The organism is Phyllobacterium brassicacearum (assembly GCF_003010955.1).
Classification (GTDB): Bacteria; Pseudomonadota; Alphaproteobacteria; order Rhizobiales; family Rhizobiaceae; genus Phyllobacterium; species Phyllobacterium brassicacearum.
This window is the reverse complement of record NZ_PGGO01000018.1, coordinates 1-25,868: the sequence shown is the minus strand read 5'-3', so window position 1 is coordinate 25,868 and position 25,868 is coordinate 1. Positions and strand designations below refer to the sequence as shown.

The window sequence follows — 25,868 nt, the reverse complement described above, 5'->3', positions numbered from 1 at the left end:
TCAGCCTGTGATGATCTGCGTGTATTCCTTCTCAAGCCGGCTGAATTTGTCCCAGAAGCCTCTGGTCTGTTCGCCGTTGAGATGGTCGATGAGGACACCCAGATGTGTGTGCCAGCCGCTGGCGACATTCACCATCGAGTCTTTGCCGGCAAGCCGTGTGTGCGTGACCCTGAGCAATGTGTCGGATCCCGAGGCGGTAAGGTCGAAGGTGACTTCGGAAGGTTCGCCCGTGGATTCCGGCCAGGTGAAGCTGAGCAGCGTCGGCGGCTCGTAGCGGGTGACCTTGCCCTTGTTCGTGTGCCCCTCATATTTCTGGTAGTCGGCCGGTGCGGGTTCGTTCGACAACTGCGAATGGTAAAAGGTCAGTTCGACGTCACCGCCGACATAATTGGCCATCGGCCCCTCGGCCAGCCACTTCTTCCGCTTGTCCGATTCAGTGAGATAGGTCCAGACCCGTTCTATTGGACCGGGAAGGATACGTTCGATGCGAATCGTGCGAGGCGCTGTTACTACGCCGAGACGATCATTTCCGACATGCTCGTTCATTTCGTACTCCTTGACGTTTTTTCAGATTTCGCCGGGCTCGACGGCAACTGTTCTCTTGATCGAGCCGACGCGCGATCTTCCTCGCGCAGGATTTCCTCGAGATCGTCGAGACGCGCTGTCCAGAACCGCTCATATGTCCGCAGCCATTCCTGCGCTTCGGCGAGGCGGGCCGCCTCCAGCTGGCAAAAATGCGTCCGGCCCTGGACATGGCGGCGCACCAATCCGGCTCCTTCCAGCACCCTGATATGTTTCGACGCGCCTGCGAGCGACATGTTGAAGGGCGTCGCAAGCTCGCTCACGGTGCGTTCGCCTTCGGTGAGCCGATGCAGGATGGCTCTCCGTGTTGGATCGGAGAGAGCATGGAAAACGGCGTCGAGATGAGGTGTTTGAAATTCAACCATGTGGTTTAATATCATCGCGGCAAACAACAGTCAACCATTCGGTTGAATATTTTCAAACGAGTTGTAGGTGTGCGGAAGCCCAGAGAAATTTCGGTTTAGATAACCAGAAATCCCTCGCCAAGCGGGTCGTCGTCCTCGACGATGTATTCGGCCTTGCCGCTATAATAGGCGTGCCCCGAAACGCGGGCGGTGATAGCGTCAAAAACCCCGGCTTTGGTCTGCGCCGCAACAAATCCGGCAAAGCGTGATCCGACAATGCTCTCAAAGATCCGGGCATGGCCTTCGCGTATCTGTCCCTTGGCATGCATCGCGGCGAGCCTTGCAGTCACGCCCGAACCGGTCGGAGAGCGGTCAAGCTGCGCATCGGCGAAGATACAGACATTCTTTGTCGGACCTTCGTTCCAGCCATCAGCGCCGTCCGTCAGGATCGAGCCGTAAAGGAATGCCAGATCCTTATGGTCGGGATGGTCGAGCGGTACCGCCTCCTTGACAGCTTCCGTCAGAGTGGTTGCTGCTTCGATGAACTTCTGTGCGGGATCGCGCCCGAATTCGAGGCCGAATTGACGGCAGTCCGCCAGTGCATAAAAGGCCCCGCCATAAGAGACATCGAATGTAATTTTGCCATAGAAGGGCAGGTCAATGGTCTGATCGCTCGCAAACAGGAAGGCGGGCACACTTTCAAACGAGACACCGCCGGATTTGCCCTCCCTGACCTCGACTGATGCGACGACCATGCCGCATGGACATTCGATGTGAACCGTCGTCACCGGTTCTACTTTGGGCACGATACCGTAATCCACGGCATAGCGGCCGAGCGCTATGATCGCGTGACCGCACATGGTGGAATAGCCTTCATTGTGCATGAACAGCACGGCAAGATCGGCGCCGGGCAGGTTCGGTTCCACCAGCAGCGCGCCATACATGTCGAAATGGCCGCGCGGCTCAAACATCAGGATTCTGCGCAAATGATCATGACTGTCGCGAACATAAGCGCGCTTTTCAAGGATCGTACCCTTCGGCAATTTCGGGTAGCCGCTGGTGATGATACGCAACGGTTCGCCGCCGGTGTGCATATCGATGACCTTCAGGGGGTTCTCCATCAGGCTATTCCCAGCAATGCGGGCAGCTTGCGCATGTCGTCGAAGAGAACGCCTCCGGCCGCGGTGAGCCCCTCCCGATCCGCATGGTCGTCACCACAGTACGAGAAGACGCGCATGCCAGCAGCCGTGCCGGCCTTCGTTCCGGCAACACTGTCTTCGATGACGACCGCCTGCGAGGGCTCATGGCCCATCTCCTTGGCGGCATGCAGGAACAGATCCGGAAACGGCTTCCCGCGCGCGACCATCGAGGCACTATAAAGAACATCCTGGAAATGTCCGATGAGACCCGTCTTGCCGAGCGTGATGTGCATCTTCTCGACATTGGCCGACGAGGCGACACAATAGGGAAGCTCCGCCTTCTTCACTGCTGAGATCACATACTCGATATAAGGGATAGCTTCGACGCCATCTTCAAAGATGATGGGGATCGCCTGATACCAGCGGTCGACAAAATCCTCGCCAAGAACATAGCCTTCCGCCTCGACTTTTTCCTTCACTGCCCGCATCGGCATGCCACAAAGGTTTCGGCGGGCCTCTTCGAATGTGATTGGGTAACCGGATGCGCCGAGCATCTTGACGAGATGGTGATTGGAGAGTGTTTCCGTATCGACCAGAACTCCGTCGCAGTCGAAAATCACCAGGTCGGGGCGTGTCATTTCATCTGTCCTTGTCTGCGCCCTGCGAAAAGAGCTGCTGCAGATCGCTGAATGGTACGCCTGTCTTGCTAAACTCGAAGGTGCCTTTGTCAAGAATTTCGCGCGCTGCGTCGCGAATGGCGGTAAAGGCCGCCGTTGTCAGGCGTGGTCCAAGCGAAATGCGCCGCACGCCGATCGAGGCAAGTTCGCCGACCGTCAGCGACGCCGGTGCCATGACGCTCACCGGCTTCGAAACCGAGGCGCAAATCGTCTTGATGTGCTCAAGGTCGGAAATGCCGGGTGCAAAGAGCACGTCGGCACCGGCCTTTTCAAAGGCCTGCAACCGCTTGATCGTATCGTCGAAATCGGTCCGGCCGTGAAGATAATTCTCGGTCCGCGCAGTGAACACGAAGTCGGACTTGAGAGCGCGCGCGGCCTCGGCAGCGGCGGCAACCCGTTCGACAGCAAGCGAAAAGTCATAGATCGGACTGTCGGGATCACCGGAATAATCCTCGATCGAACAGCCGGCGAGACCGGCCGCCTCGGCCGCGAAGATCGTTTCCGCGGCACTGTCGGCACTGTCGCCCTTGCCCTTTTCCAGATCACCGGAAATGGGCAGATCCGTTGCCGCGACCAGATCACGGCAATGCTGCATCATCACATCGAACGTGATTCCGCCATCCGGCAGTCCGCGCGAGAACGCAAAGCCGGCGCTGCTGGTCGCAAGTGCCTTGAAACCCAGGGAGGTGAGAAACTTTGTCGTCCCAGGATCCCATGGATTGGGCATGAGAAAGATTTCAGGTCGCTCATGCAGCTGACGGAAAACCTTGCCCTTGTCCATGACGACCTCCTAGTCGAAATTCAATCAAGACGTGCCCGTTGACCCGAACCCCCCGGCGCCGCGGGCAGTGTCGCTGGCATGTTGCCGCTCTTCAATAGCGAGCTGGACAACGGGCGCCAGAACGACCTGCGCAATACGCATGCCGCGTGTCACATAGAAGTCATCGTCGCCGAGGTTAATCAGGATTACTTTTACCTCACCACGATAGTCGGAATCAATCGTTCCGGGTGTGTTGAGGCAGGTAATTCCGTTCTTGAGCGCAAGGCCCGAACGCGGCCGGATCTGCGCTTCGAAACCCTTTGGAATTTCAAAGATCAGACCTGTCGGCACCAGTGCCCTGCGCCCGGGAAGAAGCAGCAATGGCCGATCCTCCGGCACGGCAGCGCGAAGATCCATGCCGGCTGCCCCGGAGGTTTCGTAAGAGGGTAATTCAACACCCTCGCCATGCGGCAAGCGAACGATGCCGAGCGCGGGATTTCTTGGATGGGCGGAATCGGTTTCTTGAGACATGAACAGACCTTTTTCACCAGTCGGCGCGAACCGTCAACTCACAAGATTTGATGCATCCATTCTTTGCACACCATCTCCTTCTAACAGGCCCAAGGTCAGGAACCTACCCCATCCGGGCGATTCCCAAGAGCGTCTTTGCGCGGTATTGTCAGTTATTGTGATCAAAACCAGGTGATTCATGTGTCGTTGGGCAGCCTATCTTGGACCGCAGCTCTATCTTGAAGATGTTATTGCCTCTCCCTGTCATTCGCTGATCGCCCAGAGCCATGATGCGCATGAGGCCAAGACCCGCACCAATGGCGATGGCTTTGGCGTTGCCTGGTACGGCGAAAGGGATGAGCCCGGCCTTTACCGGGATATCCTGCCCGCCTGGTCCGACCAGAACTTGAAGAGCCTGTCGCGGCAGATACGCTCGCACCTCTTCCTCGCCCATGTCCGGGCATCGACCGGCGGCGCGACCAGCCGCACGAACTGTCACCCCTTCGTGTCCGGCAGATGGAGCTTCATGCACAATGGCCAGATCGGCCATTTCGACCGGTTGCGGCGCGGATTGGAAGCTCGCCTCGACGATGCGCTATACGCCCAGAAGCTCGGATCGACCGACTCCGAACTGATTTTCCTGCTGATGCTGCAGCACGGACTTGACGATGATCCGGCGCAGGCTTTGGCTGATACCGTTGCGGCCATCGTGGCCGAAGCCGAACGCTCCAATGTGCCGGCGTTCATCCGGCTCACCGCCGCATTCTCCGACGGCAAGCAGCTCTATGCGGTTCGCTACGCAACCGATCGTTTTGCCCCTTCGCTATATACCGCCAGTCTTGCAAGCGCTGGTCTTTGTGTGGTGTCGGAGCCTCTCGATGGCGAGGCCGGAAACTGGATGCCGGTCCCGCCAAACAGTTTCGTGACGGTCAAAAGCAGCAAGCGCATCGCTATCGAGCCCTTCCTGACCGAAGAAACGAAGCAGGTCGCCGAAACCGCCTGATCTGCTATTCAGAAATGACAGTCGACGGCACGGGCTCCGACTGATAGAAGGCGCGCAACCATTCCTTTATCGAGTTTGAGCCGTCTCTATGTCTTCTGCCGACCATCCTGTCACCAAGCGCCGTACCTTTGCGATCATCGCGCATCCCGACGCCGGTAAAACCACACTGACCGAAAAGCTGCTGCTGTTCGGCGGAGCGATCCAGCTTGCCGGTGAAGTCAAGGCCAAGAAGGACCGTATCCAGACCCGTTCCGACTGGATGAACATCGAGCGCGATCGCGGCATCTCGGTTGTCACATCGGTGATGACCTTCGAATACAAGGACTGCATCTTCAACCTGCTCGATACGCCCGGCCACGAAGACTTTGCCGACGATACCTACCGCACGCTGACCGCCGTCGACAGTGCAGTCATGGTTATCGACGCCGCCAAGGGCATCGAGTCGCGCACGCTCAAGCTTTTTGAAGTCTGCCGCATGCGCGATATCCCGATTGTCACCTTCGTCAACAAGATGGACCGGGAAAGCCGCGATCCTTACGACATTCTCGACGAGATCGAGCAGAAGCTGGCGCTGGACACGGCCCCCATTACCTGGCCGATCGGACGCGGCAAGAGCTTCGCCGGCACCTATAATCTGCAAACGAATACGGTGCGGCGGCGCGACGAGGAAGAAGTGCCGACACCGGTCAACGGCCCTGAGGCCGCCGCGGCATCGGGCCTTTTACCGGAAAACGAGCGCCAGGCCTGGATCGATGAGGTGACGCTCGCCCGTGATGCCTGCAATCCCTTCGATCTGCAGTCTTTCCGGGAAGGACACATGACACCGGTCTATTTCGGGTCGGCGTTGCGCAACTATGGCGTCCGCGATCTGATCGAGGCCTTCTGTGACTATGGTCCAAGCCCGCGTGCCCAGGACGCCGATACCCGCAAGGTTGAAGCGACGGAAGACAAGATGACCGGCTTCGTATTCAAGATCCAGGCCAACATGGATCCCAATCATCGCGACCGTATCGCCTTTCTGCGCGTCTGTTCTGGTAAGCTGTCGCGCGGCATGAAAGCCAAGTTGGTACGCACCGGCAAGCCAATGGGGCTGTCGGCTCCGCAGTTCTTCTTTGCCCGCAGCCGCCAGATTGCCGACGAGGCCTGGGCGGGTGACGTGGTAGGCATTCCCAACCATGGCACCTTGCGCATTGGCGATACGCTGACGGAGGGCGAAGATCTGCTCTTCCGCGGCGTCCCGAACTTCGCGCCGGAAATCCTGCGCCGCGTGCGGCTTGACGATGCCATGAAGGCCAAGAAGCTGCGCGAAGCACTGCAGCAAATGGCGGAAGAAGGCGTTGTGCAGCTCTTCCTGCCCGATGACGGTTCGCCCGCCATTGTCGGCGTGGTCGGCGCACTGCAGATCGACGTCCTCACCGAACGGCTGAAGGTCGAATACACGCTGCCAGTCGGCTTCGAGCCAGCGCGCTTCACCGTTGCCCGCTGGATTTCGGCGGACGACCCGGCGGAGCTGCAGCGCTTCATCAACGCGCACCGCGCTGACATCGCCCACGATCTCGACAATGATCCGGTATTCCTGGCGCAGAATTCCTTCTCGCTGTCCTACGAAGCAGAACGCTGGAAGGCGATCCGCTTCGCTGCGATCAAGGATTATCAGGTTCGCGAAAAGGCTGCCTGACAGCTATAAGCACTTTGCCGAGGCTCACCCTCCCGCTATAGGGGAGGGTGTGGGCACCGTCTCATGATCTTTCCGGGGAAATGCATCGATGCCTTGACGCCACTGTGCGTTGAACCCGTCGCTGTCTTCCAAACCATGAGGTTATGACATGAATGACAATCTTGCCAATTCGATCCAGTTTGGACGCATAGCGGCTATGCTGCCCGTCAAGGATATCGTCCGCGCCCACGATTTCTACGCAAACGTGCTAGGTTTCACCAAGACCTTTCAGAACGGAGATCCGGTCGGGTTCATGATCCTGAAGCGCGACAAGGCCGAATTGCATCTGACCTTGCAGAAGGATCACAAGGCCGCTCCTTTCAATGTAATCCACATGATGGTGGACGACGTTGATGCGCTGTACACCATCTGCCAGCGCCAGGGCCTGCGCATCATCAAGGGGCTGCGTGACAAAGACTATGGGCTCAGGGCCTTCGTATTCGAAGATGCGGACGGAAACCGCATCGACGTCGGTCAGCCAATCTAACCGCGAAATGGGCGGGGAGGGATCGAGCCCTCCCCGGACCTGTCCTAGCTCCGCAATTCCCGGCGCAATATCTTGCCGACATTGCTTTTCGGTAGTTCGTCGCGGAACTCGACGGTGCGCGGACGTTTGTAGTTGGTCAACCGTTCAGAGCAGAAAGCTTTGACTGCCTCCTCGGTCAGTGCTGGATCTTTGCGCACGACAAAGAGCTTCACCGTCTCGCCGGAATTGTCGTTGGGAACACCGATAGCCGCTGCCTCGCGAACGCCGGGATGCTCCATGGCGACTTCTTCGATCTCGTTCGGATAGACATTGAAACCGGAGACCAGGATCATGTCCTTCTTGCGATCGACGATCTTGGTGTAGCCGCGCTCGTCCATATAGCCCATGTCACCGGATCGGAAGAACCCGTCGGCGGTCATCACCTTCTCCGTCTCGTCCGGGCGGTTCCAGTAGCCCGCCATCACCTGCGGTCCGCGTATGCAGATTTCGCCCACTTCCGTGAAGGGAAGCTCTTTGCCATCATCGTCGCGGATGGAAAAATCCGTTGAGGGCAGGGGCAACCCGATCGTCCCCGAAAATTCCGCAGCGTCGAGCCTGTTAGCCGATGCGACGGGTGATGTTTCCGACAGGCCGTAGCCTTCGGTAATCAGGCAGCCTGTCACTTCCTTCCACCGATCGGCCACTGGCTTCTGTACCGCCATACCGCCGCCAAGCGACAGGATCAGCCCAGTGAAGTTGAGCTTGCGGAAATCGTCATTGTTCAGAAGGCCGTTGAACAGCGTGTTCAGGCCCGGGAAAATGTGCATCTTGTGCTTCTGCAGTTCCTTCACGAAGCCCGGAATGTCGCGCGGGTTTGGAATAAGCACGTTCAGCGCACCCTGTTCCATGCCCATCATCGCGTTCACCGTCAAAGCGAAGATATGATAGAGCGGCAAGGCGCAGATGAACGTCAGGTCGTTCGGACGTGGCTTGATGCGGTAAGCGACGTCGCACCACAGTCGCATCTGCGCGACATTGGAAACAATGTTGCTGTGCGTCAGGATCGCACCTTTGGAAACGCCGGTGGTGCCGCCAGTATATTGCAGGAAGGCGATATCCTGCCCTTTGACTTCAACGGGTTTCAAGGTCTGAGCTGCACCCTTGACCAAGGCCGTCTTGAATGGTGTGTGCCCCGGCAATGACCAGGCGGGAACCATTTTCTTGACCCGCCGCACCACGAGATTCACCAGATGACCCTTGACACCCATCATGTCTCCCATCGCCGCGACGACGATGTGTTGGACTGGTGTCTTGGTGACGACCTTCGCCAGCGTTGCAGCGAAGTTCTCCAGGATGACAATGGCCTTCGCGCCGCTGTCCTTCAACTGGTACTCAAGCTCTCGCGGCGTATAAAGCGGATTGACGTTGACGACGGTCAGACCAGCCCGAAGGATTGCGGCAATCGTGATCGGATATTGCAGCACATTGGGCATCATCACCGCGACGCGATCGCCTTTGACAAGTCCGCGCGACTGAAACCATGCGGCCATGGATTTGGAGTGGCGATCAAGCTCGGCATAGGTGATGGTCTTGCCCATGCAACTGAATGCCGGCCGGTTGCTATACTCTCTGAAGGTCATGGCGAACAAATCGCCGACCGACTCATACTGTAACGGAGCGATGTCGGCAGGAACGCCATCGGGATAATGCTTTACCCATGGCTTGGGCGCCTTGCTGGTGGCCTTTTCTGCGGCCTTCACTGTTTGCGCCTCTGCTTTCGGCGCCCATGTCTCGGCTTTTGGTGCAGCCTTTGCCCCGGTTTTTGCTGGCGCGGGCGTCTTGCCAGGGGCCTTGGCAGTCACCTTTGCAGGTGCCTTTGCCGCGGCTACCGCTTCCGCGGTATCCGCTGCTTTGGCAGGCCTGGCGGCCGCTTTTGCGGGAGCTGGCGTTTTGGCCGGAGCCTTCGCAGGCGACACTGCAGTTCTAGTCACTTTCGCAGGTGCCTTTGCCGTGGTTACCGCTTCCGCGGTGTCCGCTGCGTTCGCCGACTTGGCCTTAGCCTTTGAGGCGGATGCCTGGACTGCAGGCTTGGCGGCCGCTTTTGTGGGCGCTGGTGTTTTGGCCGGAGCCTTCGCAGGCGACACAGCCGTTTTAGTTGTCTTCGCGGATGCCTTTACAGCGCTCACCACTTCCGCAGTGTCCGCTACTTTTGCGGGCTTGGCCGTCGCCTTCGACGCGGGTACTTTGGCCCGTGCCTTGACAACCTTGGCAGCGTTTGGCGTTGTTCCGGAACTACTGTTGCTCGCGGTTGTTTTGACACTACCGGTTGGTCTCTTTGAAGCAGGTGCAGCGGTCTTTGCCGCCTTGTCGGATGCCGGTTGCGCCGGCGCGCGCTTCGGCGCTTTTGCCGGTGTTGTCTCTTTGGCCACATTAACCTCCCAGTTAGCTTTCTTGAAGCCGTACGGTTCCCCAAAACCCCGCACATGCTACTCAACAATTCTATCTATTGCGAGAGGTGTCGCCTGCGCAAGTATTTACATTAACGTAAACGTAAAAATGGTTGTGTAATTGTTTCGTGCAATTCACCCAAAGAGCATTATCCGGGCGCAAAGTTGCCACGGTTCGCCTCGACAAAGCAGGTGCTCCTCCTTCATCTTGCTCTATTGACCGATACTGGATTCGCCGTGGAAACAATAACAGTTGTCCTGCTGATGTTGCTGGCCGTTGTGGTCAGTGATTCCATCATCCGCATGTTGCCTGTGCCGGTGCCGCTGCCGCTGGTGCAGATCGGGCTTGGCGCGGCAATTGCCTCGGTGACCACCATTCGGGTGGAGCTGGATCCGGACATCTTTTTTCTGCTGTTTCTGCCGCCGCTGCTGTTCCTCGATGGCTGGCGCATCCCCAAGGAAGGTCTGTTCCGCGACAAGGGCATCATTCTGGAGATGGCGCTTGGCCTTGTCATCCTAACAGTGGTCGGCCTCGGCTTTCTCGTTCACTGGATGATCCCGTCTGTTCCGCTTCCGGTGGCCTTTGCGCTGGCAGCAATCGTCTCACCGACCGACCCGATCGCCGTCTCATCCATCGCTGCCCGCGTGCCGATCCCGTCGCGTATGATGCACATCCTTGAAGGCGAGTCGCTACTCAATGATGCGTCCGGCCTCGTCTGCATGCGTTTTGCCGTAGCGGCCATGCTCACCGGGTCTTTCTCATTATCCGAGGCCTTCCTTACTTTCCTCTGGCTTGCTTTCGCCGGTATCGCTATCGGGGTTGGCGTCACAGTCGGCGTTACTCGAGGCAAGGCCTTTCTGACCCGGCATCTTGGCGAAGAGAGTGGCTCGCAGATCCTCATCAGCCTGCTCATTCCTTTCGGCGCTTATCTTCTTGCCGAGTATGTCCATGCATCGGGCATTCTCGCTGCCGTCGCTGCCGGTATCACCATGAGCTATTCCGAAATCACCGCCCAGTCCCTCGCATTGACAAGAGTTCGGCGCACGGCCGTTTGGGACACCGTGCAGTTCGCCGCCAATGGCACTATCTTCGTGCTCCTGGGTGAACAGCTGCCGGGCATATTTTCTGGTGCAGTTGAGAACGTCCAGGCGGAGAGTTCGAGTCCCTGGTGGCTGCTATTCTATGTCGTGATCATATACTCCGCATTGGGCGCATTGCGCTTCCTCTGGATCTGGGCATCGTGGCGCATCGCCTTGGCGCGTCCGGCGAGCGAACGGCAGGCCGTGGTGCGTCCTACCTGGCGGCTCATCGCCACCATGTCGTTTGCTGGTGTTCGCGGCGCAATTACCCTTGCTGGCATTTTGACACTGCCTCTGTTCCTTGCCGACGGAAGCCTATTTCCCGCCCGCGATCTCGTCATTTTCCTGGCAACGGGCGTGATCATCCTGTCGTTGATCATGGCGAGCATTTGTCTTCCCCGCCTGCTCAAGAACATTGACTTGCCCATCGAGGATTCCCATCAAAAGCAAGAGGATTATGCGCGCATTGCGGCTGCCGAGGCAGCTATCATGGCGGTCGAACGAGCGCAGCACGATCTTGCGGCAGGGCGCGCCGACGCGGATACCTATGCCGATGTGGCCGCGCAGATCATGGAGCTTTACCGCAAGCGTATCGATGAACGCATGCACCTTGGTGAGGAGCGCGAGCAAGCTGCGCGCAGCGAGGAAATCGGGAAGTTGCTGCACATTACTGCGCTGAAGGCGGAGCGGCAGGAAATCTACCGGCTCGTCCGGGCGAGGCGGCTCGAGAGCACCATGGCCACGAAGATGGTCCGTGACATTGATCTCCTCGAAGCCAGGTACGGCTAGCTCTGATCCTCCAGCACGAGCTCAGCCCCCTTTGCGCCGACCATCATGGCCGCGGCGTTGGTATTGCCCGATATGATGTTTGGAAACACCGAGCAGTCGATGATGCGCAACCGGTCGATGCCATGCACGCGAAGCCGCGGATCGACGACTGATTGCGAGGGATCCGGATCCATCCTGCAAGTCGAAACCGGGTGGTACACGGTGCCGCTGCGCTTCCTGAAATCCGCGATCAATTCCGCGTCGCTCTGACAGCAAGGACCCGGCAGAAGTTCCTCGATGATCAGCCTGGACATGGTGGGCGTTGCAGCGACCTTGCGCAGGAATTTTACGGCGTCCAGCACCTCCGCGACATCGTGATCGGTCGAAAATGCATTGGGCACAATTCTCGGCTGTTCCAGCGGATTGCCGGAGCGAACATGAATCGAACCGACGCTTGTCGGACGACAATTGGAAAGGCCGATCGAGAAGCCCGGCCAGGGATCTGGAGTCAAAATCGGCCGCTCCCCGGCTTTGGGCACCACGGTAGAGAACGCCTGGAAATAGAGCTGCATGTTGGCGCGCTTGCGCGAGGGGTCGGTGCGGAAGAACCCGCCACCCTGGTTCATGCTGATCGACAACGGGCCGGTCCGCAACAGCAGATACTCGATTCCAGCAAGCGCCTTGCCCCACCATGGACGGAGCACCTGATTGAGCGTAGGAACGTTGGCTTTGTAGGTATAGTTGATGCCGAGGTGATCCTGCAGGTTTTCGCCAACCTGGGCGTTATGCTGCACAACGGGAATGCCAAGCCCACGCAAACGCGCTGCATCGCCGACGCCAGACAGCTCGAGCAATTGGGGCGTATTGATCGTCCCACCGGACAGGATAACCTCCCGACCCGCCTTGACCGCCTCCCGTTTGCCGTGGCGCACGTACTCGACGCCGGTCGCTCGCACTCCGTCGAAAGTGATCCGGGTCACCATGGCATCAGTGAGGACCGTCACGTTTGGTCGCTTCATCGCTGGCCGCAGGAATGCCCGAGCGGCGGACATGCGCCGTCCGCCCTTGGTCGTTAGCTGGAACGCGCCGACACCCTCCTGCGTCGCCCCGTTGAAGTCGGGATTATAGGCAAGCCCGGCTTCCTGGGCGGCCTTGATCAGTTGATTTGCCAGCGGATGGAACAGCTCCGAGCAATCGGTGACTTCAAGCGGCCCACCACGTCCAAGGCTGTTCGATGGCCCTTCGTGATTTTCAAGCGAGCGGAAGACTGGCAAAACGTCGGAAGCGCCCCAGCCTGGATTCCCGCGGTCGCGCCACTCGTCAAAGTCTTCCGCCGCGCCGCGGACATAGACCATCGCATTGATTGAACTTGATCCGCCGAGCACCTTGCCGCGCGGCCAGTAGTCAGCAGTGCCGCCGAGACCTGGATCAGGTTCAGCGCGATACATCCAGTTGACCGATTTGTCGTAGAACGTCTTGCCATAGCCAAGTGGCATGGACACGAAGAATCGCCGGTCGCTGCCGCCCGCTTCCAGAACCAGTACCGAATACCGCCCATCTGCGGACAGTCGTTCCGCCACGACCGAACCGGCCGATCCAGATCCGACGATGACAAAATCAAAAGTGCGCATGAATACCTTACCCGGTGCGAAATCGCGTGCGGTCAGGATATCCGGCTTCAGCGCCACAAACCCAAACGGCTTTCCGCCATGGCTTATGGAAATTGCGACAGGGCAGGGGAATTCGCTCTAGCTTCCGCTGACGGCCGCATTTAGGTTTTCAAAGAACTGCGTCGCCAGCTTCTTCGATGTCGATGATATCAACCGGCTGCCAACCTGGGCGATCTTGCCGCCCACATCCGCATTCACCACATAGGCCAGCACTGTTTCGGCGCCCTCCTCTGTCAAGGTCACGTCGGCACCGCCCTTGGCAAATCCGGCAACGCCACCTTTGCCTTCACCAGAGATCGTGTAGGACAGTGGCGGATTGAGATTGGTCAGTTCGACCTTGCCGTTGAAGCGCGCCTTGACCGGCCCGATCTTGACGCCGACCACAGCATCCAGTTCCGTATCCGAAACTCTTTCAAGGCTTTCGCAACCGGGTATGCATGCCTTCAAGATCTCCGTATCATTCAAGGCCTTCCATACGGCATCACGCGAAGCTGCAATCCGTTCTTCTCCCGACAAATCCATGCTGAGACCCTCCCTTTTGGAGCAAATTTAGAATAATATTCAGATAAATAGAAGCGCCCCGGCGCCGCAGTTCCGCCTGCTTTTGCAGCTCAGACTTGCCGTATAATGGAAAGGCCGGAGATTCTTCCTTCGGTCGATTGAACTAAAATGATTCCGGTGGCAGTTTGCCCACCATCAAGCGTGATTTCAGGAGACAGATATGGCGTCAGGACAAGCGAACGACCTCAAGCGGTCGGTTCAGGCATTGAAAGCACATTGGAAAAAGGGCGCGCCGAAAGATATGCGCGTGGCCTTCGCCGATGATCCGAAGCGCTTTTCCCGCTACTCACTCCAGCTCGATGATCTGCTCCTCGACTGGTCGAAATGCCTCGTCGACGACGAAGCACTGTCGCTGCTTGGCGATCTGTCGAAAGCAGCCAAGGTCGAAGAACGCCGCGACGCAATGTTTGCCGGCAAACCAATCAACAATACGGAAGGCCGCGCCGTCCTGCACATAGCCCTGCGCAATCGCTCCGGCAAACCGATCAAGGTCGATGGCGAGGATGTCATGCCGGGTGTCAAGGATGTGCTTGATCGCATGTCCGCCTTTGCCAATGGCTTGCGGTCAGGCGAGATCAAGGGTTCGAAAGGCAAGCCGATCACCGACATCGTCAATATCGGCATCGGCGGTTCCGATCTCGGACCTGCCATGGCGACGCTCGCCATGTCACCATACCATGATGGCCCGAAGGCCCATTTTGTTTCCAATGTCGACGGCGCGCACATCGCCGATACGCTCGCCGGGCTTGATCCCGCGACGACACTGGTCATCGTTGCGTCGAAGACATTCACCACCATCGAGACCATGACCAACGCCAAGGCGGCACGCAAATGGATCGCCGACGCGCTGGGCGAAACGGCCGTCGGGCAGCATTTCGCTGCTGTCTCGACGGCGCTCGACAAGATCGACGCCTTCGGCATTCCTGCAGACCGCATCTTCGGCTTTTGGGATTGGGTCGGCGGCCGCTATTCGATCTGGTCAGCCATCGGCCTGCCGCTGATGATCGCCATCGGCCCGGAGAATTTCGGCCGCTTCCTCGACGGCGCCCATTCAATGGACGAGCATTTCCGCAAGGCAGCACTGTCCAAGAACCTACCGATGATGCTCGGTCTCGTCGGCTATTGGCACCGCGCCATTTCCGGCTATACCAGCCGCGCTGTCATCCCTTACGATCAGCGCCTCTCCAGGCTTCCCGCCTATCTGCAGCAGCTCGACATGGAATCGAACGGCAAGGGTGTCACAGTCGATGGCAAGCCGGTTTCCGGCCCAACAGGCCCAGTCGTATGGGGCGAGCCCGGCACCAACGGCCAGCACGCCTTCTTCCAGCTTCTGCACCAGGGCACTGATACTATCCCGGTCGAATTCATCGTCGCCGCCAAGGGACACGAGCCGCACCTCGACAATCAGCATGAGATGCTGCTCGCCAACTGCCTCGCCCAGTCCGAAGCCCTAATGAAGGGCCGCACATTGGAAGAAGCCAAAGCGCAGCTCAAGGCCAAGAACCTGCCGAAGTCGGAAGTGAAGCGGATCGCGCCGCACCGGGTCTTCACCGGCAACCGGCCGTCGATCACCATCATCCACGACAAGCTCGATCCTTACACGCTCGGGCGCCTCATAGCGCTCTACGAGCATCGCGTCTTTGTCGAGGCGCAGCTTTTCGGCATCAACGCCTTCGATCAGTGGGGCGTGGAACTTGGCAAGGAGCTGGCGACCGAACTGCTGCCGGTCGTTTCCGGCGAGGTCAAGCCGAAGGACAAGGACGCTTCCACGCAAGGGCTTGTCGCGCACCTGCGCAAGCGTCGCGATAAATAAGGCCAAGGTTACAGACGGGGTTATCGGGAAGAGAATGATGAAGACGGAAACGATCACGCTGGCCGGCGATGTGCCGGGCAACTCAATCGAATTGCGCGTGCTGCGCTTCGAAGGCAGGAATGAAATGGCCGTGGCGGCCTATCTGCAATCCTCCTTGCACGGTTCGGAATTGCCGGGGCAGGCCGCGCTGCATTTTCTCATTCCCATGCTTGAAAAGGCCGAGAAGGAGGGCCGCGTCGCCGGCAATATCACCGTGGTGCCGCAGGCCAATCCAATCGGCTCTGCGCAGTGGCTGGCGCATCACCACCTTGGCCGTTTCGAATTCTTCTCCAACGTCAACTTCAACCGCTCCTTCCCGCTGCTTGAAACCTTCGACACTGCGGCACTCCCGGCGATCGATGCGCCGAAATCCCTCGCCGAGCGGCTGAAGGCACAGCTTCTGCGTCTGGCCTTGCCGCATGAGATCGTGCTCGATCTGCATTGCGATGACGAAAGCGAAAGCTATCTCTATGTCCACAAGGCTTTCCTGCCGGAGATGTACGACCTCGCTTCCGCTCTCGGATCGACGGCCATCCTGTCCTGGGACAGCACGGCCGATGCAGCATTCGAGGAAGCCTGCACCCATCCTGTTCTCCAGCTGCCGGAGGCGCAGCGCAAGGCGCGCGCCGTCACCACGGTGGAATTCCGCGGCCTGAACGACGTCGACATCGAAACGGGCAAATCCGATGCCGAAGGCCTCTATCGCTTCCTCGTCCATCGCGGTGTCATCAGTGACAGCAGCGTCGAATTGAAGGTCGATTTCAACGGTCCTGTCACCCCGCTCGAGAATGTCGAAATGATTCGCGCCCCACAAGGAGGCATGATCCTGTTCCATGCCGACATCGGCGATGAGGTAGAGGCCGGTGCGAAGCTCGTGACAGTAGTGACCATCCCTGGTGATCCGGGCGGCGACATCACACTGACGGCTCCCCAGGCCGGGCGGATTCTCACACGCCGCAGTCATCGCTACACGCGCCGCGGCGATGACCTGATGAAATTGCTGGGCACGAAACGGTCCGACAACGCCAGGCCCGGCTCGCTGGAAGCCTGATGGCAACCGCCGGCTCATCACAGATCCGCGGCATCCTGTTCGACAAGGATGGCACACTGGTTGATTTCAACCGCACCTGGTTCGGCATCACCATGGAGCTGGCGCACAAGGCTGCCGATGGCGATGAGGCACGGGCGCGGGCACTTGTCGAAGCTGGCGGTTACGACTGGGAAATGGAAAAGTTCCGTGGCGGCTCTGTTGTTGCCGCCGGCACAATCCACGACATCGTCGATCTGTGGCATCCGGAACTGACGCTCGCTGAAAAGCGCGAACGCATTCGCGCTTACGACGACTACGCGGTACGGGAAGGCTCCCGCCGCGCCGTCGGCATCGAAGGACTACGGGAAACGCTCGAAGCGCTGGTGGCACAGGGCTTTGTGCTCGGGATCGCCACCAATGATTCGGAGGCAGGAGCACGGGCAACCGCGGGGGCATTGGGCCTGACGGCATTGTTCAGTGCCATCATTGGCTATGATTCAGTGACGCGTGCCAAACCGCATGCGGACCAGCTGCACCTTTTCGCTACCAGAACCGGCCTGAAGCCGGATGTGATCGCCATGGTCGGCGATAATGCCCATGACCTCGAAATGGCTCATGCGGCAGGCGCCGGGCTGGCCATCGGCGTATTGTCCGGTAACAGCACGCTCGACGATCTTGGCCCGCTCAGCGACGCAATCCTTGGTTCCATTGCCGAACTGCCGCAATATCTGAAAAGTCGTGCTTGAACAGTCTCGGGCAACCCGTTTCAATTGCTATCATGACAATGATTTGAGTGATTGAAGCCAATCAGAGTGCTATCAATCCGATATCATCAAGAAACAATTCCGATGCGGGTTCCGTCCGGAATTGCGAAAAATAAAGCGTTTGAGCGAGGGCCGGATGGACAGCCAGGGTTTTGCCGTTGGAATAAACGATGTCGAGGCGGCCGCATCGCGGCTTCAAGGCCATCTTATGCCCACTCGGTTCATAGAATCGGAAGCGCTGAATGCTAGGTATGGCGCGCGCATCCTGTTCAAACCGGAATGTCTGCAGCGCACTGGCTCATTCAAGTTTCGCGGCGCCTATAACCGCATCAGTCAGTTCACGGCAGAGGAACGGGCACGGGGCATTGTCGCTTTCTCCTCGGGCAATCACGCCCAGGGCGTCGCCAGCTCGGCACGGCTTTTCGGCATCAATGCCGTTATCATCATGCCGGCCGACGCACCGCAGACCAAGATCGCCAATACGCGGTCCTACGGCGCCGAAGTGGTGTTCTTTGACCGCTACAAGGAGAGCCGCGAAGCGGTTGCGATACCCTTCATAGAAGAACGCGGCATGGTCCTGGTACCGCCCTATGACGATCCCTCGATCATGGCCGGGCAGGGGACGATCGGCCTTGAGCTCGTTGCTGAGGCGAGGGAACGCGGTTTGACTCTTGACGAAGTCTTCGTGCCGAGCGGAGGCGGAGGTCTCATCAGCGGAATCTCCGTTGCTGTTAAGGCCGCCTCTCCACAGACCCGCATCTGGGGCGTCGAGCCGGAAAATTTCGATGATCTGCGCCGTTCCCTGATTGCTGGTGAACGTGTGAGCAACGAAGCTGGCCACCGTTCCATCTGCGACGCCATTCTGACGCCGCAGCCGGGTGAGCTGACCTTTCCGATCAACAAGCACAATCTTGCCGGCGGTGTCGCCGTTTCGGATGGCGCGGTCAGATCCGCCATGCGTGATGCGGCCAATTATCTCAAGCTGATCGTCGAGCCTGGCGGATGTGTTGCTCTGGCCGCTTTGGCGACTGGCGAAGTGGATATCAAGGGCAAGACGGTCGCCGTCGTGCTCTCCGGGGGTAATGTCGACCTCGATGTTTATGGCGGGCTCATCGCGGCAGCGTGATCTTTGGTGGCGACCTTCGTCGCACGTGCGCACAAACATGGGGTTTTGTCATCAGACTGTTACGCTGCCGTCATAGCGGGGAATTACGGTTCCAATCCGTTCCCCAGCCAGATAGCCAGAGGTAAGCGCCATGAACGACCAATCTCAGACATTCCGCACCAGCCTGCTCGAGGAAAATGACGGTCCGGGTCACAACCCGACTGACAACGCGACGATGGGTGAACTGATTGCAGCACGATTCTCCCGCCGCGGCTTCCTGAAGGGTTCACTCGCGGTATCCGCCATCGCCGCAACTGTTAGCCCCATGGCGCTGATGCTCGCAGATGACGCGCGCGCCGAAAGCAAGTCAGCTTTCACTTTTGAGGAGGTCGAGGTCGGCATCGATGAGACGCACCATGTCGCCGCCGGTTATGACGCGGATGTCCTTCTGCGCTGGGGTGATGGCATTTTTGCCGATTCGCCCGAGTTTGATCCGCTGAACCAGACACCGGAATCTCAGGCCAAGCAGTTCGGCTACAACAACGACTATGTGGGCTATATTCCGATCGACGGTTCGTCGGAACATGGTCTTCTCGTCGTCAATCACGAATACACCAACGAGCATCTGATGTTCCCCGGCATCGTCAAGGTCGTCGAAGGCAAGCTGGAAGTTTTACCGGCTGACCAAAAGCGTGTTGACATTGAAATGGCTGCTCACGGCGGCAGCGTCGTCGAGATCAAGAAGGAGGGTGGCAAATGGCAGGTCGTGATGGATGGCAAGCTCAATCGCCGCATCACCGCCAACACCGAAATGCAGCTGTCTGGGCCTGTTGCCGGGCATGACCGCGTCAAGACCAATGCGGATTCTTCCGGCAAAAAAGTTTTCGGCATGGTCAATAATTGCTCAGGCGGTGTTACGCCGTGGGGCACCTATGTATCGGGTGAAGAGAACATCCATGGCTATTTCATCGGTGAATTGCCGGCAGACAGCAAGGAAGCCGCCAATTACAAGCGCATGGGTATCCCTGAAGGCGTTTACGACTGGGGCAATTTCCACGACCGCTTCGATCTGTCGAAGGACCCGAACGAGGCCAACCGCTTTGGTTGGGTGGTCGAGATCGATGTGAACGATCCCAATTCCATTCCCAAAAAGCGCACTGCCATGGGTCGCTTCAAGCATGAGGGCGCCGATTCCATCGTTGCCAAGGATGGTCGTGTCGTCTTCTATCTCGGTGACGATGAGCGTTTTGACTATGTCTATAAATTCGTGACCACCGGAAAATTCAACCCGGATGACCGCGCTGCCAATCTGGATCTTCTCGATGACGGCACGCTCTATGTCGCCAAGTTCGACGTCGACGGCTCGGTCAACTGGCTGCCGGTTGTCTTCGGCGAAGGACCGCTGACGGAAGCCAACGGCTTCCAGAGCCAGGCCGACGTCCTGATCGAAACCCGCAGGGCTGGCGATCTGCTTGGCGCGACCAAGATGGACCGCCCCGAGGATATTGGCCCGAACGGCGTCAATGGCAAGGTCTATGTCATGCTCACCAACAATACCAAGCGCACGGGTGAGCAGGTCGACGGTGCCAACCCGCGCGCCAAGAACGCCTTTGGTCACATCATCGAAATTGCCGAGGAAGATGGGAACTTCGCCGCCACTAAGGGCAAGTGGGAAATCTTGCTGAAATGCGGTGATCCATCAGTCGCCGATGTCGGTGCATCCTTCTCCACCGACACGACCAAGAACGGCTGGTTCGGCATGCCGGACAATTGCTCGGTCGATGCGGATGGACGCCTCTGGGTATCCACCGACGGCAATTCACCCAAGGAAACCGGCCGCACCGATGGTCTTTGGGCAGTCGATACGGAAGGCGGGGCACGCGCCACGTCAAAGCTGTTCTTCCGAGTGCCTGTCGGTGCGGAAATGTGCGGTCCGCTCATGCTGCCGGACATGGCAACTTTCATGGTTGCTGTCCAGCATCCGGGCGATGGCGGCGAGGATTGGAAGCCCTTCGGCCGCCCATCCTATTACGAGGACCTGTCCACCCGCTGGCCGGACTTCAAGGACAACATGCCGGTGCGCCCGTCTGTCCTCGCTATCACCAAAAAGGGTGGCGGCAAGATCGGCGTTTGATCGGAAACTTTACTTGCCCTCATGGTACCCAGAATCATGAGGGCAAGATTGTCTTAAGCTCCGCTCAATCCTCCCAGCCAAATGCTGGTTCACTCAGCATACGAACATGGTCGCACACATCCGCGGGCCACTGCTCCGTCAAATCCGTGAAGCGCTGCACATTGCCGGCATAAAGCGCCCGCGCCGCCTCTTCGTAGTGCGGCTCGTTGCCGGCCATTACCATCATGAAGCTGTCGGCTGCACCTTGCGCCTGCCGCTTCCTTTCGCGCCCGCCATTTTCGTTACGTGCCGCATCGACCAGCTTGCGCAACGTAACGGAAGCGCCGCCCGGCTGGGCGTTGAGCCAGTCCCACTGCCGCGGCAGCAGCGTTACCTCACGTGCCGTAACGCCGAGCTTCGGTCGGCCCGGCTTGCGCGGCTCGCTCTGGTCCAGCCGGTCAGCGATTTCCGCATCGCTGCCGCGCAGGTCGAATTCCACCTGTTTTCCCGTGGCATCGTCGAAAACAAGGATCGCCTCGCCGATATCCTCTGCGCGCCTCAGCGCCAGCGCCACCTCTACCCGCGTGCCGCTCGCGATCTTCCGCATGCCCTGAAAGGCCGTGCATGTCTGTTCTGTCGTTTCCATGATCCTGCTCACCTGTTGGATGGCAGATTTTTATCCGGGTAAAACACCCTCGTCAATATACCCGGGTAAAATTATTGTTCGCTATTCTATGGCCACCCGCACGCTACCCTTCCAAATCCGCCCGAAATGCTCTATGTGGCGCGCATGAGCACTCCACTAGATCACATTCGTAATTTCTCCATCGTCGCCCATATCGACCATGGCAAATCCACCCTTGCCGACCGGCTGATCCAATCGACCGGCGGGCTGGAGCTGCGCGACATGAAGGAGCAGGTGCTCGACTCGATGGATATCGAGCGCGAGCGCGGCATCACCATCAAGGCGCAGACCGTCCGGCTGAGCTACAAGGCCAACAATGGCGAGACCTATGTTCTCAACCTGATCGACACGCCCGGCCACGTCGATTTCGCCTATGAGGTGTCGCGGTCGCTCTCCGCCTGCGAAGGCTCGCTGCTGGTCGTCGATGCCTCGCAGGGCGTCGAGGCGCAGACGCTCGCCAATGTCTATCAGGCCATCGACAACAACCACGAGATCGTCGTGGTCTTGAACAAGGTCGATCTCCCCGCCGCCGAGCCGGAGCGCATCCGCGAGCAGGTCGAGGAAGTCATCGGCATCGATGCGTCGCAGGCCGTGCTCATCTCCGCCAAGACCGGCCTCGGCATTCCGGATGTGCTCGAAGCCATCGTCAACCAGCTGCCGCCGCCGCGCGAGGGTGATCGCACAAAGCCGCTGAAAGCCATGCTGGTCGACAGCTGGTATGATGCCTATCTCGGCGTCATCGTTCTCGTGCGTATCATCGATGGCGTCCTGAAAAAGGGCCAGACCATCCGCATGATGGGCACCGGCGCGAAATATCCGGTCGAGCGCACCGGCGTATTCACGCCGAAGATGTTGGCCGTCGATGAGCTCGGCCCCGGCGAGTTCGGCTTCATCACCGCCTCGATCAAGGAAGTCGCCGACACCCGCGTCGGCGATACCATCACCGAGGACAAGCGCCCGACCGCCGAAATCCTGCCCGGTTTCAAGCCGGCACAGCCAGTGGTCTTTTGCGGCCTTTTCCCCGTCGATGCGGCGGATTTCGAGGATCTGCGCGCCGCCATGGGCCGCCTGCGCCTCAACGATGCGTCCTTCTCGTTCGAGATGGAAAGCTCCGCCGCGCTCGGCTTCGGCTTCCGCTGCGGGTTCCTCGGGCTCCTGCATCTCGAGATCATCCAGGAGCGGCTGGAGCGCGAGTTCAACCTCGATCTCATCGCCACCGCGCCGAGCGTCGTCTACAAGCTCAACATGACCGACGGCACCCAGCGCGAATTGCACAATCCCGCCGACATGCCGGAGGTGATGAAGATCGCCACCATCGAGGAGCCGTGGATCCGCGCGACGATCCTCACCCCCGATGATTATCTCGGCTCGATCCTGAAACTCTGCCAGGACCGCCGCGGCATCCAGATCGATCTGAACTATGTCGGCAAGCGCGCCATGGTCACCTATGACCTGCCGCTCAACGAAGTGGTGTTCGATTTCTATGACCGGCTGAAGTCGATCAGCCAGGGCTATGCCTCCTTCGACTATCATCTGTCGGATTACCGCGAGGGCAACCTGGTCAAGATGTCGGTGCTGGTGAATGGCGAGCCGGTGGACGCGCTGTCGATGATGGTGCACCGCGCCGCCGCCGAAAAGCGCGGCCGCGACCTTTGCGAAAAGCTCAAGGACCTGATCCCCAAGCACATGTTCAAGATCCCGATCCAGGCGGCCATTGGCGGCACGGTGATCGCGCGCGAAACCATCTCGGCCCTGCGCAAGGACGTGACGGCCAAGTGCTATGGCGGCGACGTCTCGCGCAAGCGCAAGCTTCTGGAAAAGCAGAAGGAAGGCAAGAAGCGCATGCGGCAGTTCGGCAAGGTCGAAATCCCGCAGGAAGCGTTCATTCAGGCGCTGAAGATGGGCGATAGTTGAGGGCTCCGGCCCTCAATTCCCCAGCCTGATGAGCCCTGTGTACCCCGCCACTCTCTCGCTTCTCGCCCTGATCCTGTGCAGCGCGGCGCTTGCCGGCTGCACCACGAGCCAGCCGCGCACCCCGCCCGCAGCGGCACCCATCGCCCAAGGCGACCAGCCCGAACCACCGACGCCCGGCATCAAGCCGCTGACCGTGGAACAGGAAGAGCAGGTCGGGGCCAACTAAGCAATTTGCCAGACGGGACGTCGAGAGATTCGGACCGTGTTCTGTGTCAATTCTCGAAGTTTCGCGTGAGCTACAGCATTTACCCTCAGGATCGATTGAAGGTGTCCTTTGACAATCTCTTGTGACTTCAACGTTGCCAAATTTATTAGCGGCATTAGATAGCCCATGTGAATAAATCGAATGACTCGTTTGGGATTTTTCTTCTGCAGGATCCTTAAAAGCTCCGAATTGGAGTAAACAGTACGCTTTGCTGTGGCCGCGACCAAGCCTTCGATTGATTGTACAGTAACATAATCGTCAACTATCCATGCGCGACCAGATGTTGTGATATACCTTCGTTTTGGCAAACAGTTTGGTAGAAGTACAGATCTGAACCACTTGCGATTGAATCCATCGCTGCATTGCAGACGTATGCTTTTCTAATGCTGGTAGATGGGATCAATGTTTCTCTAACTGAATTAATACCAACTGCTTGGAAGAGTGATAGTTGCCCCTTGTGCGAGAGTGAATCAATTTCAGGAAAGAGACGTTGTGAGAAGGCGTATTTGATAGGAATCAGGAATGCGTCTGACGAAAATTCCGGCAGCCGTGGGTAATCGGATCTAGCAGCAAGAAACCTGTCGGCCATTGCTTTGACGTTAACCCATTCTTTTTCGAAACAGATCTCGCCCTTTGCGGATCGGCCGACCTCACGAAAACCGTAGTATGAAATCAAGTTTATAAGAATATCTTGTTTGGCAAACGCCGTAAGATAGACAGATTCGTAGCGGTTTTCATACGCGTACCAAAGTATTTGACGTACAAACTGTTCTCCAAGACGGCCGCCGCGGTATTTCTCTGAAATCTTGAAAGTGCATATTTTGAGTACTTTTCGACCCGCCGAGGGCCATTCTTTCTGCTTATCCGTCTCGTCATTGAAAATGACTACGCCGGCTATCGTCGATTCGTCGTTGATTATCCAACATTTCCGTTTTTCAGTTCGGCACTTTGCGAACCATATATCAAAATCGTCGTAATCCTCGCGAATGCTGTCAAAAATCGCATCGCTAGGCCTTACCCGATTTTTCAGCAATGATGAGATAGTATTAGGGGTATTTTCTAAAGAAATGGTCTTGCATGACATACCTCCCATGCAGATATTGCACTGCACAATCCCCACCCCTGCGCCTATCCTGTACCTGTTGAAACAGAGCCAGGAAACAGGCAATGAGCTTTCTGATTGATTTTGCCACACGCAGCCGCCGCGCCAATGACAGTGCCTATCGTGAGGCTTATGCCATGCTGCAGGGCATGAGCGCGCGTGACCGCGCTGATATCGGCATCAAGCAGGCGGATTTCGCCCGCATTGCGCGCGAGATGTCGCGCCGCTGATTTTTGCGCCCCAGCCGGGTCCTGATGGAAGGGCAGGCTTGGGAGGATGCTGCCCGTTTCACCGGGCCCGGCATGAGGCGCGTGGCCCGGCAGATCTAGCGCCGGGTGAACTCCATGATCCAGTTGGTTTCCCAGGTCTCGCCGCCATCTTTGGAGAAGGCCTGCGCCCAGATCGGCATGTCGGACGAGGGCGTCCACAGGAAGCGCACCCGCACCGGCACGCCGTCATCCGTGTCGTCGCCGTAGAAAATGCCCTTGCCACTGTCGAAATGGCCGATGACCGGCGGAAACATGACATTGGCGCGGCTGTCGGCCCAATGCAGCGCCCACGAGCCGTCGCGCGGGTTGAACAGACGTACCGTCAGCCCGGCAAAGCCCTTGGCCGGAATGTCCATTTCATCGATATTCCCCGTGCCTTCGAGGATCTTGCGCACGCTCGACGTCGCCGGAAAGATGTCCCAGTCGTCAGACCCCTTGAAACGCTCCTTCAGCCGCACATTGCGGATGTTCCATTCGCCGATGAGGAAATCGAAATCCGCCGCGCTGCCCAGTGTCTCGATCTTGTCCATGGCCTGTCCTCCCCGCACCGTTCTTACGCTCTTTCGTGGATAAATATAGCGCAGGCCTCCTGACAACCTTCTGTCAGGAGGTGTCAGGGTGAGGAGTTGTTCGCGATGCCATTTTCTCCCCCCTTGAGGGGAGAAAATGATTTCAGCACCTTATCGCAGCTGAGTGCTAGAAATCACAAGAGAGGGATAAGTTTCTATGCGGCGGGATTACCCCCCTCACTTGGATTTTCTAAGGATTTAGCGAGGGCTAAATCCAATTCTCTCCCGCAAGGGGAAAGATAATCGGCATCGGCCGTTTGCCGAACTTGTCGAACCACGCACAGTGCCTTTGCATGAAAATAATCGTGCCATTTATCCACGTTCCCAAAACCTGACGTATCCTATCCCCGTCCTTCCCGTGTTGGGGTGGACGGCTCCCAACGGCATCAAATGTGCCAGAATGAGTTCGTTGAAAGCTCAATCGAAGGAGACCGTCCGTGGACCAGATTATCCGAATTGGTATGGATACGTCAAAG

Annotated in this window: 23 protein-coding genes; 11 read left to right on the top strand and 12 right to left on the bottom strand. The window is 58.3% G+C overall.

The window, feature by feature from the left end; genetic code table 11:
• The 6 genes from CU102_RS20730 to dut form a co-directional block, all read right to left on the bottom strand.
• The gene (locus CU102_RS20730; protein ID WP_106713005.1) at positions 1–546 is read right to left on the bottom strand and encodes an SRPBCC family protein; all 546 of its coding nucleotides are present in this window, start codon (positions 544–546) and stop codon (positions 1–3) included.
• Complete coding sequence (locus CU102_RS20725) at positions 543–947, bottom strand: ArsR/SmtB family transcription factor (protein ID WP_106713004.1); 405 nt, start codon at positions 945–947, stop codon at positions 543–545. The genes CU102_RS20730 and CU102_RS20725 overlap by 4 nt, the downstream gene beginning before the upstream one ends.
• Before the next feature lie 95 nt (positions 948–1,042).
• Positions 1,043–2,047 (bottom strand): proline racemase family protein, encoded by a 1,005-nt coding sequence (locus CU102_RS20720; RefSeq protein ID WP_106713003.1) that lies wholly within the window; start codon positions 2,045–2,047, stop codon positions 1,043–1,045.
• A complete protein-coding gene (locus CU102_RS20715) occupies positions 2,047–2,703 on the bottom strand; it encodes an HAD family hydrolase (protein ID WP_106713002.1) in 657 nt (218 codons plus the stop codon). Before CU102_RS20715 ends, CU102_RS20720 begins: the two co-directional genes overlap by 1 nt.
• Position 2,704: 1 nt before the next feature.
• Complete coding sequence (locus CU102_RS20710; RefSeq protein ID WP_106713001.1) at positions 2,705–3,523, bottom strand: isocitrate lyase/PEP mutase family protein; 819 nt, start codon at positions 3,521–3,523, stop codon at positions 2,705–2,707.
• Positions 3,524–3,547: 24 nt separating this feature from the next.
• Positions 3,548–4,033, bottom strand: coding sequence for a dUTP diphosphatase (gene dut, locus CU102_RS20705; RefSeq protein WP_106713000.1), 486 nt, complete (start codon positions 4,031–4,033; stop codon positions 3,548–3,550).
• 178 nt (positions 4,034–4,211) lie between these two features.
• Between dut and CU102_RS20700 the strand changes: the two genes are divergently transcribed.
• The 3 genes from CU102_RS20700 to CU102_RS20690 all read left to right on the top strand — a co-directional run bounded on the left by CU102_RS20700 (position 4,212) and on the right by CU102_RS20690 (position 7,219).
• Positions 4,212–5,015, top strand: coding sequence for a class II glutamine amidotransferase (locus CU102_RS20700; RefSeq protein WP_106712999.1), 804 nt, complete (start codon positions 4,212–4,214; stop codon positions 5,013–5,015).
• Positions 5,016–5,103: 88 nt separating this feature from the next.
• On the top strand, positions 5,104–6,693 hold the full coding sequence (locus tag CU102_RS20695; protein ID WP_106712998.1) for a peptide chain release factor 3: 1,590 nt from the start codon (positions 5,104–5,106) through the stop codon (positions 6,691–6,693).
• A 148-nt stretch (positions 6,694–6,841) separates the two neighbouring features.
• Positions 6,842–7,219, top strand: a complete 378-nt coding sequence (locus tag CU102_RS20690; RefSeq protein WP_106712997.1) for a glyoxalase superfamily protein — start codon at positions 6,842–6,844, stop codon at positions 7,217–7,219.
• Between the two features lie 44 nt (positions 7,220–7,263).
• Here the strand turns inward: CU102_RS20690 and CU102_RS20685 are convergent, their stop codons facing one another.
• Positions 7,264–8,958: a long-chain fatty acid--CoA ligase gene (locus tag CU102_RS20685; protein WP_425351583.1), complete on the bottom strand. Its 1,695-nt coding sequence runs from the start codon at positions 8,956–8,958 to the stop codon at positions 7,264–7,266.
• 924 nt (positions 8,959–9,882) lie between these two features.
• On the opposite strand from CU102_RS20685, the gene CU102_RS20680 reads away from it, so the two are divergent.
• Positions 9,883–11,514 carry a Na+/H+ antiporter gene (locus CU102_RS20680; protein ID WP_106713076.1) on the top strand — a complete coding sequence of 544 codons (1,632 nt, stop codon included), beginning with the start codon at positions 9,883–9,885 and terminating at the stop codon, positions 11,512–11,514.
• Here the strand turns inward: CU102_RS20680 and CU102_RS20675 are convergent.
• Positions 11,511–13,124: a GMC family oxidoreductase gene (locus CU102_RS20675; RefSeq protein WP_106713075.1), complete on the bottom strand. Its 1,614-nt coding sequence runs from the start codon at positions 13,122–13,124 to the stop codon at positions 11,511–11,513. The genes CU102_RS20680 and CU102_RS20675 overlap by 4 nt on opposite strands.
• 117 nt (positions 13,125–13,241) lie before the next feature.
• On the bottom strand, positions 13,242–13,685 hold the full coding sequence (locus tag CU102_RS20670) for an SRPBCC family protein (RefSeq protein WP_106712995.1): 444 nt from the start codon (positions 13,683–13,685) through the stop codon (positions 13,242–13,244).
• Between the two features lie 199 nt (positions 13,686–13,884).
• Here CU102_RS20670 and pgi point away from each other — a divergent pair, with 199 nt between their 5' ends.
• The 5 genes from pgi (at position 13,885) to CU102_RS20645 (ending at position 20,609) form a co-directional block, all read left to right on the top strand.
• The gene (gene pgi / locus CU102_RS20665) at positions 13,885–15,537 is read left to right on the top strand and encodes a glucose-6-phosphate isomerase (RefSeq protein WP_106712994.1); all 1,653 of its coding nucleotides are present in this window, start codon (positions 13,885–13,887) and stop codon (positions 15,535–15,537) included.
• Positions 15,538–15,574: 37 nt separating this feature from the next.
• The gene (locus CU102_RS20660; protein ID WP_106713074.1) at positions 15,575–16,627 is read left to right on the top strand and encodes a M14 family metallopeptidase; all 1,053 of its coding nucleotides are present in this window, start codon (positions 15,575–15,577) and stop codon (positions 16,625–16,627) included.
• A complete protein-coding gene (locus CU102_RS20655) occupies positions 16,627–17,352 on the top strand; it encodes an HAD family hydrolase (protein ID WP_106712993.1) in 726 nt (241 codons plus the stop codon). The genes CU102_RS20660 and CU102_RS20655 overlap by 1 nt, the downstream gene beginning before the upstream one ends.
• A 154-nt stretch (positions 17,353–17,506) precedes the next feature.
• A complete protein-coding gene (locus CU102_RS20650) occupies positions 17,507–18,496 on the top strand; it encodes a threonine/serine dehydratase family protein (protein ID WP_106712992.1) in 990 nt (329 codons plus the stop codon).
• Positions 18,497–18,626: 130 nt separating this feature from the next.
• Positions 18,627–20,609 (top strand): PhoX family protein, encoded by a 1,983-nt coding sequence (locus CU102_RS20645; RefSeq protein ID WP_106712991.1) that lies wholly within the window; start codon positions 18,627–18,629, stop codon positions 20,607–20,609.
• Between the two features lie 64 nt (positions 20,610–20,673).
• Here the strand turns inward: CU102_RS20645 and CU102_RS20640 are convergent, their stop codons facing one another.
• The gene (locus CU102_RS20640; protein WP_106712990.1) at positions 20,674–21,234 is read right to left on the bottom strand and encodes a DUF2239 family protein; all 561 of its coding nucleotides are present in this window, start codon (positions 21,232–21,234) and stop codon (positions 20,674–20,676) included.
• Between the two features lie 144 nt (positions 21,235–21,378).
• Here CU102_RS20640 and lepA point away from each other — a divergent pair, with 144 nt between their 5' ends.
• Entirely contained in the window at positions 21,379–23,187 is a 1,809-nt protein-coding gene (gene lepA, locus CU102_RS20635; RefSeq protein WP_106713073.1) for a translation elongation factor 4, read from the top strand.
• Positions 23,188–23,714: 527 nt separating this feature from the next.
• Here lepA and CU102_RS20625 read toward each other — a convergent pair.
• On the bottom strand, positions 23,715–24,572 hold the full coding sequence (locus CU102_RS20625) for a GNAT family N-acetyltransferase (protein WP_106712988.1): 858 nt from the start codon (positions 24,570–24,572) through the stop codon (positions 23,715–23,717).
• Positions 24,573–24,619: 47 nt separating this feature from the next.
• Here CU102_RS20625 and CU102_RS29465 point away from each other — a divergent pair, with 47 nt between their 5' ends.
• Positions 24,620–24,784 carry a DUF1127 domain-containing protein gene (locus CU102_RS29465; protein WP_133624622.1) on the top strand — a complete coding sequence of 55 codons (165 nt, stop codon included), beginning with the start codon at positions 24,620–24,622 and terminating at the stop codon, positions 24,782–24,784.
• Between the two features lie 95 nt (positions 24,785–24,879).
• Here the strand turns inward: CU102_RS29465 and CU102_RS20620 are convergent, their stop codons facing one another.
• Complete coding sequence (locus tag CU102_RS20620; protein WP_106713072.1) at positions 24,880–25,353, bottom strand: hypothetical protein; 474 nt, start codon at positions 25,351–25,353, stop codon at positions 24,880–24,882.
• Positions 25,354–25,868 lie beyond the last annotated feature (515 nt).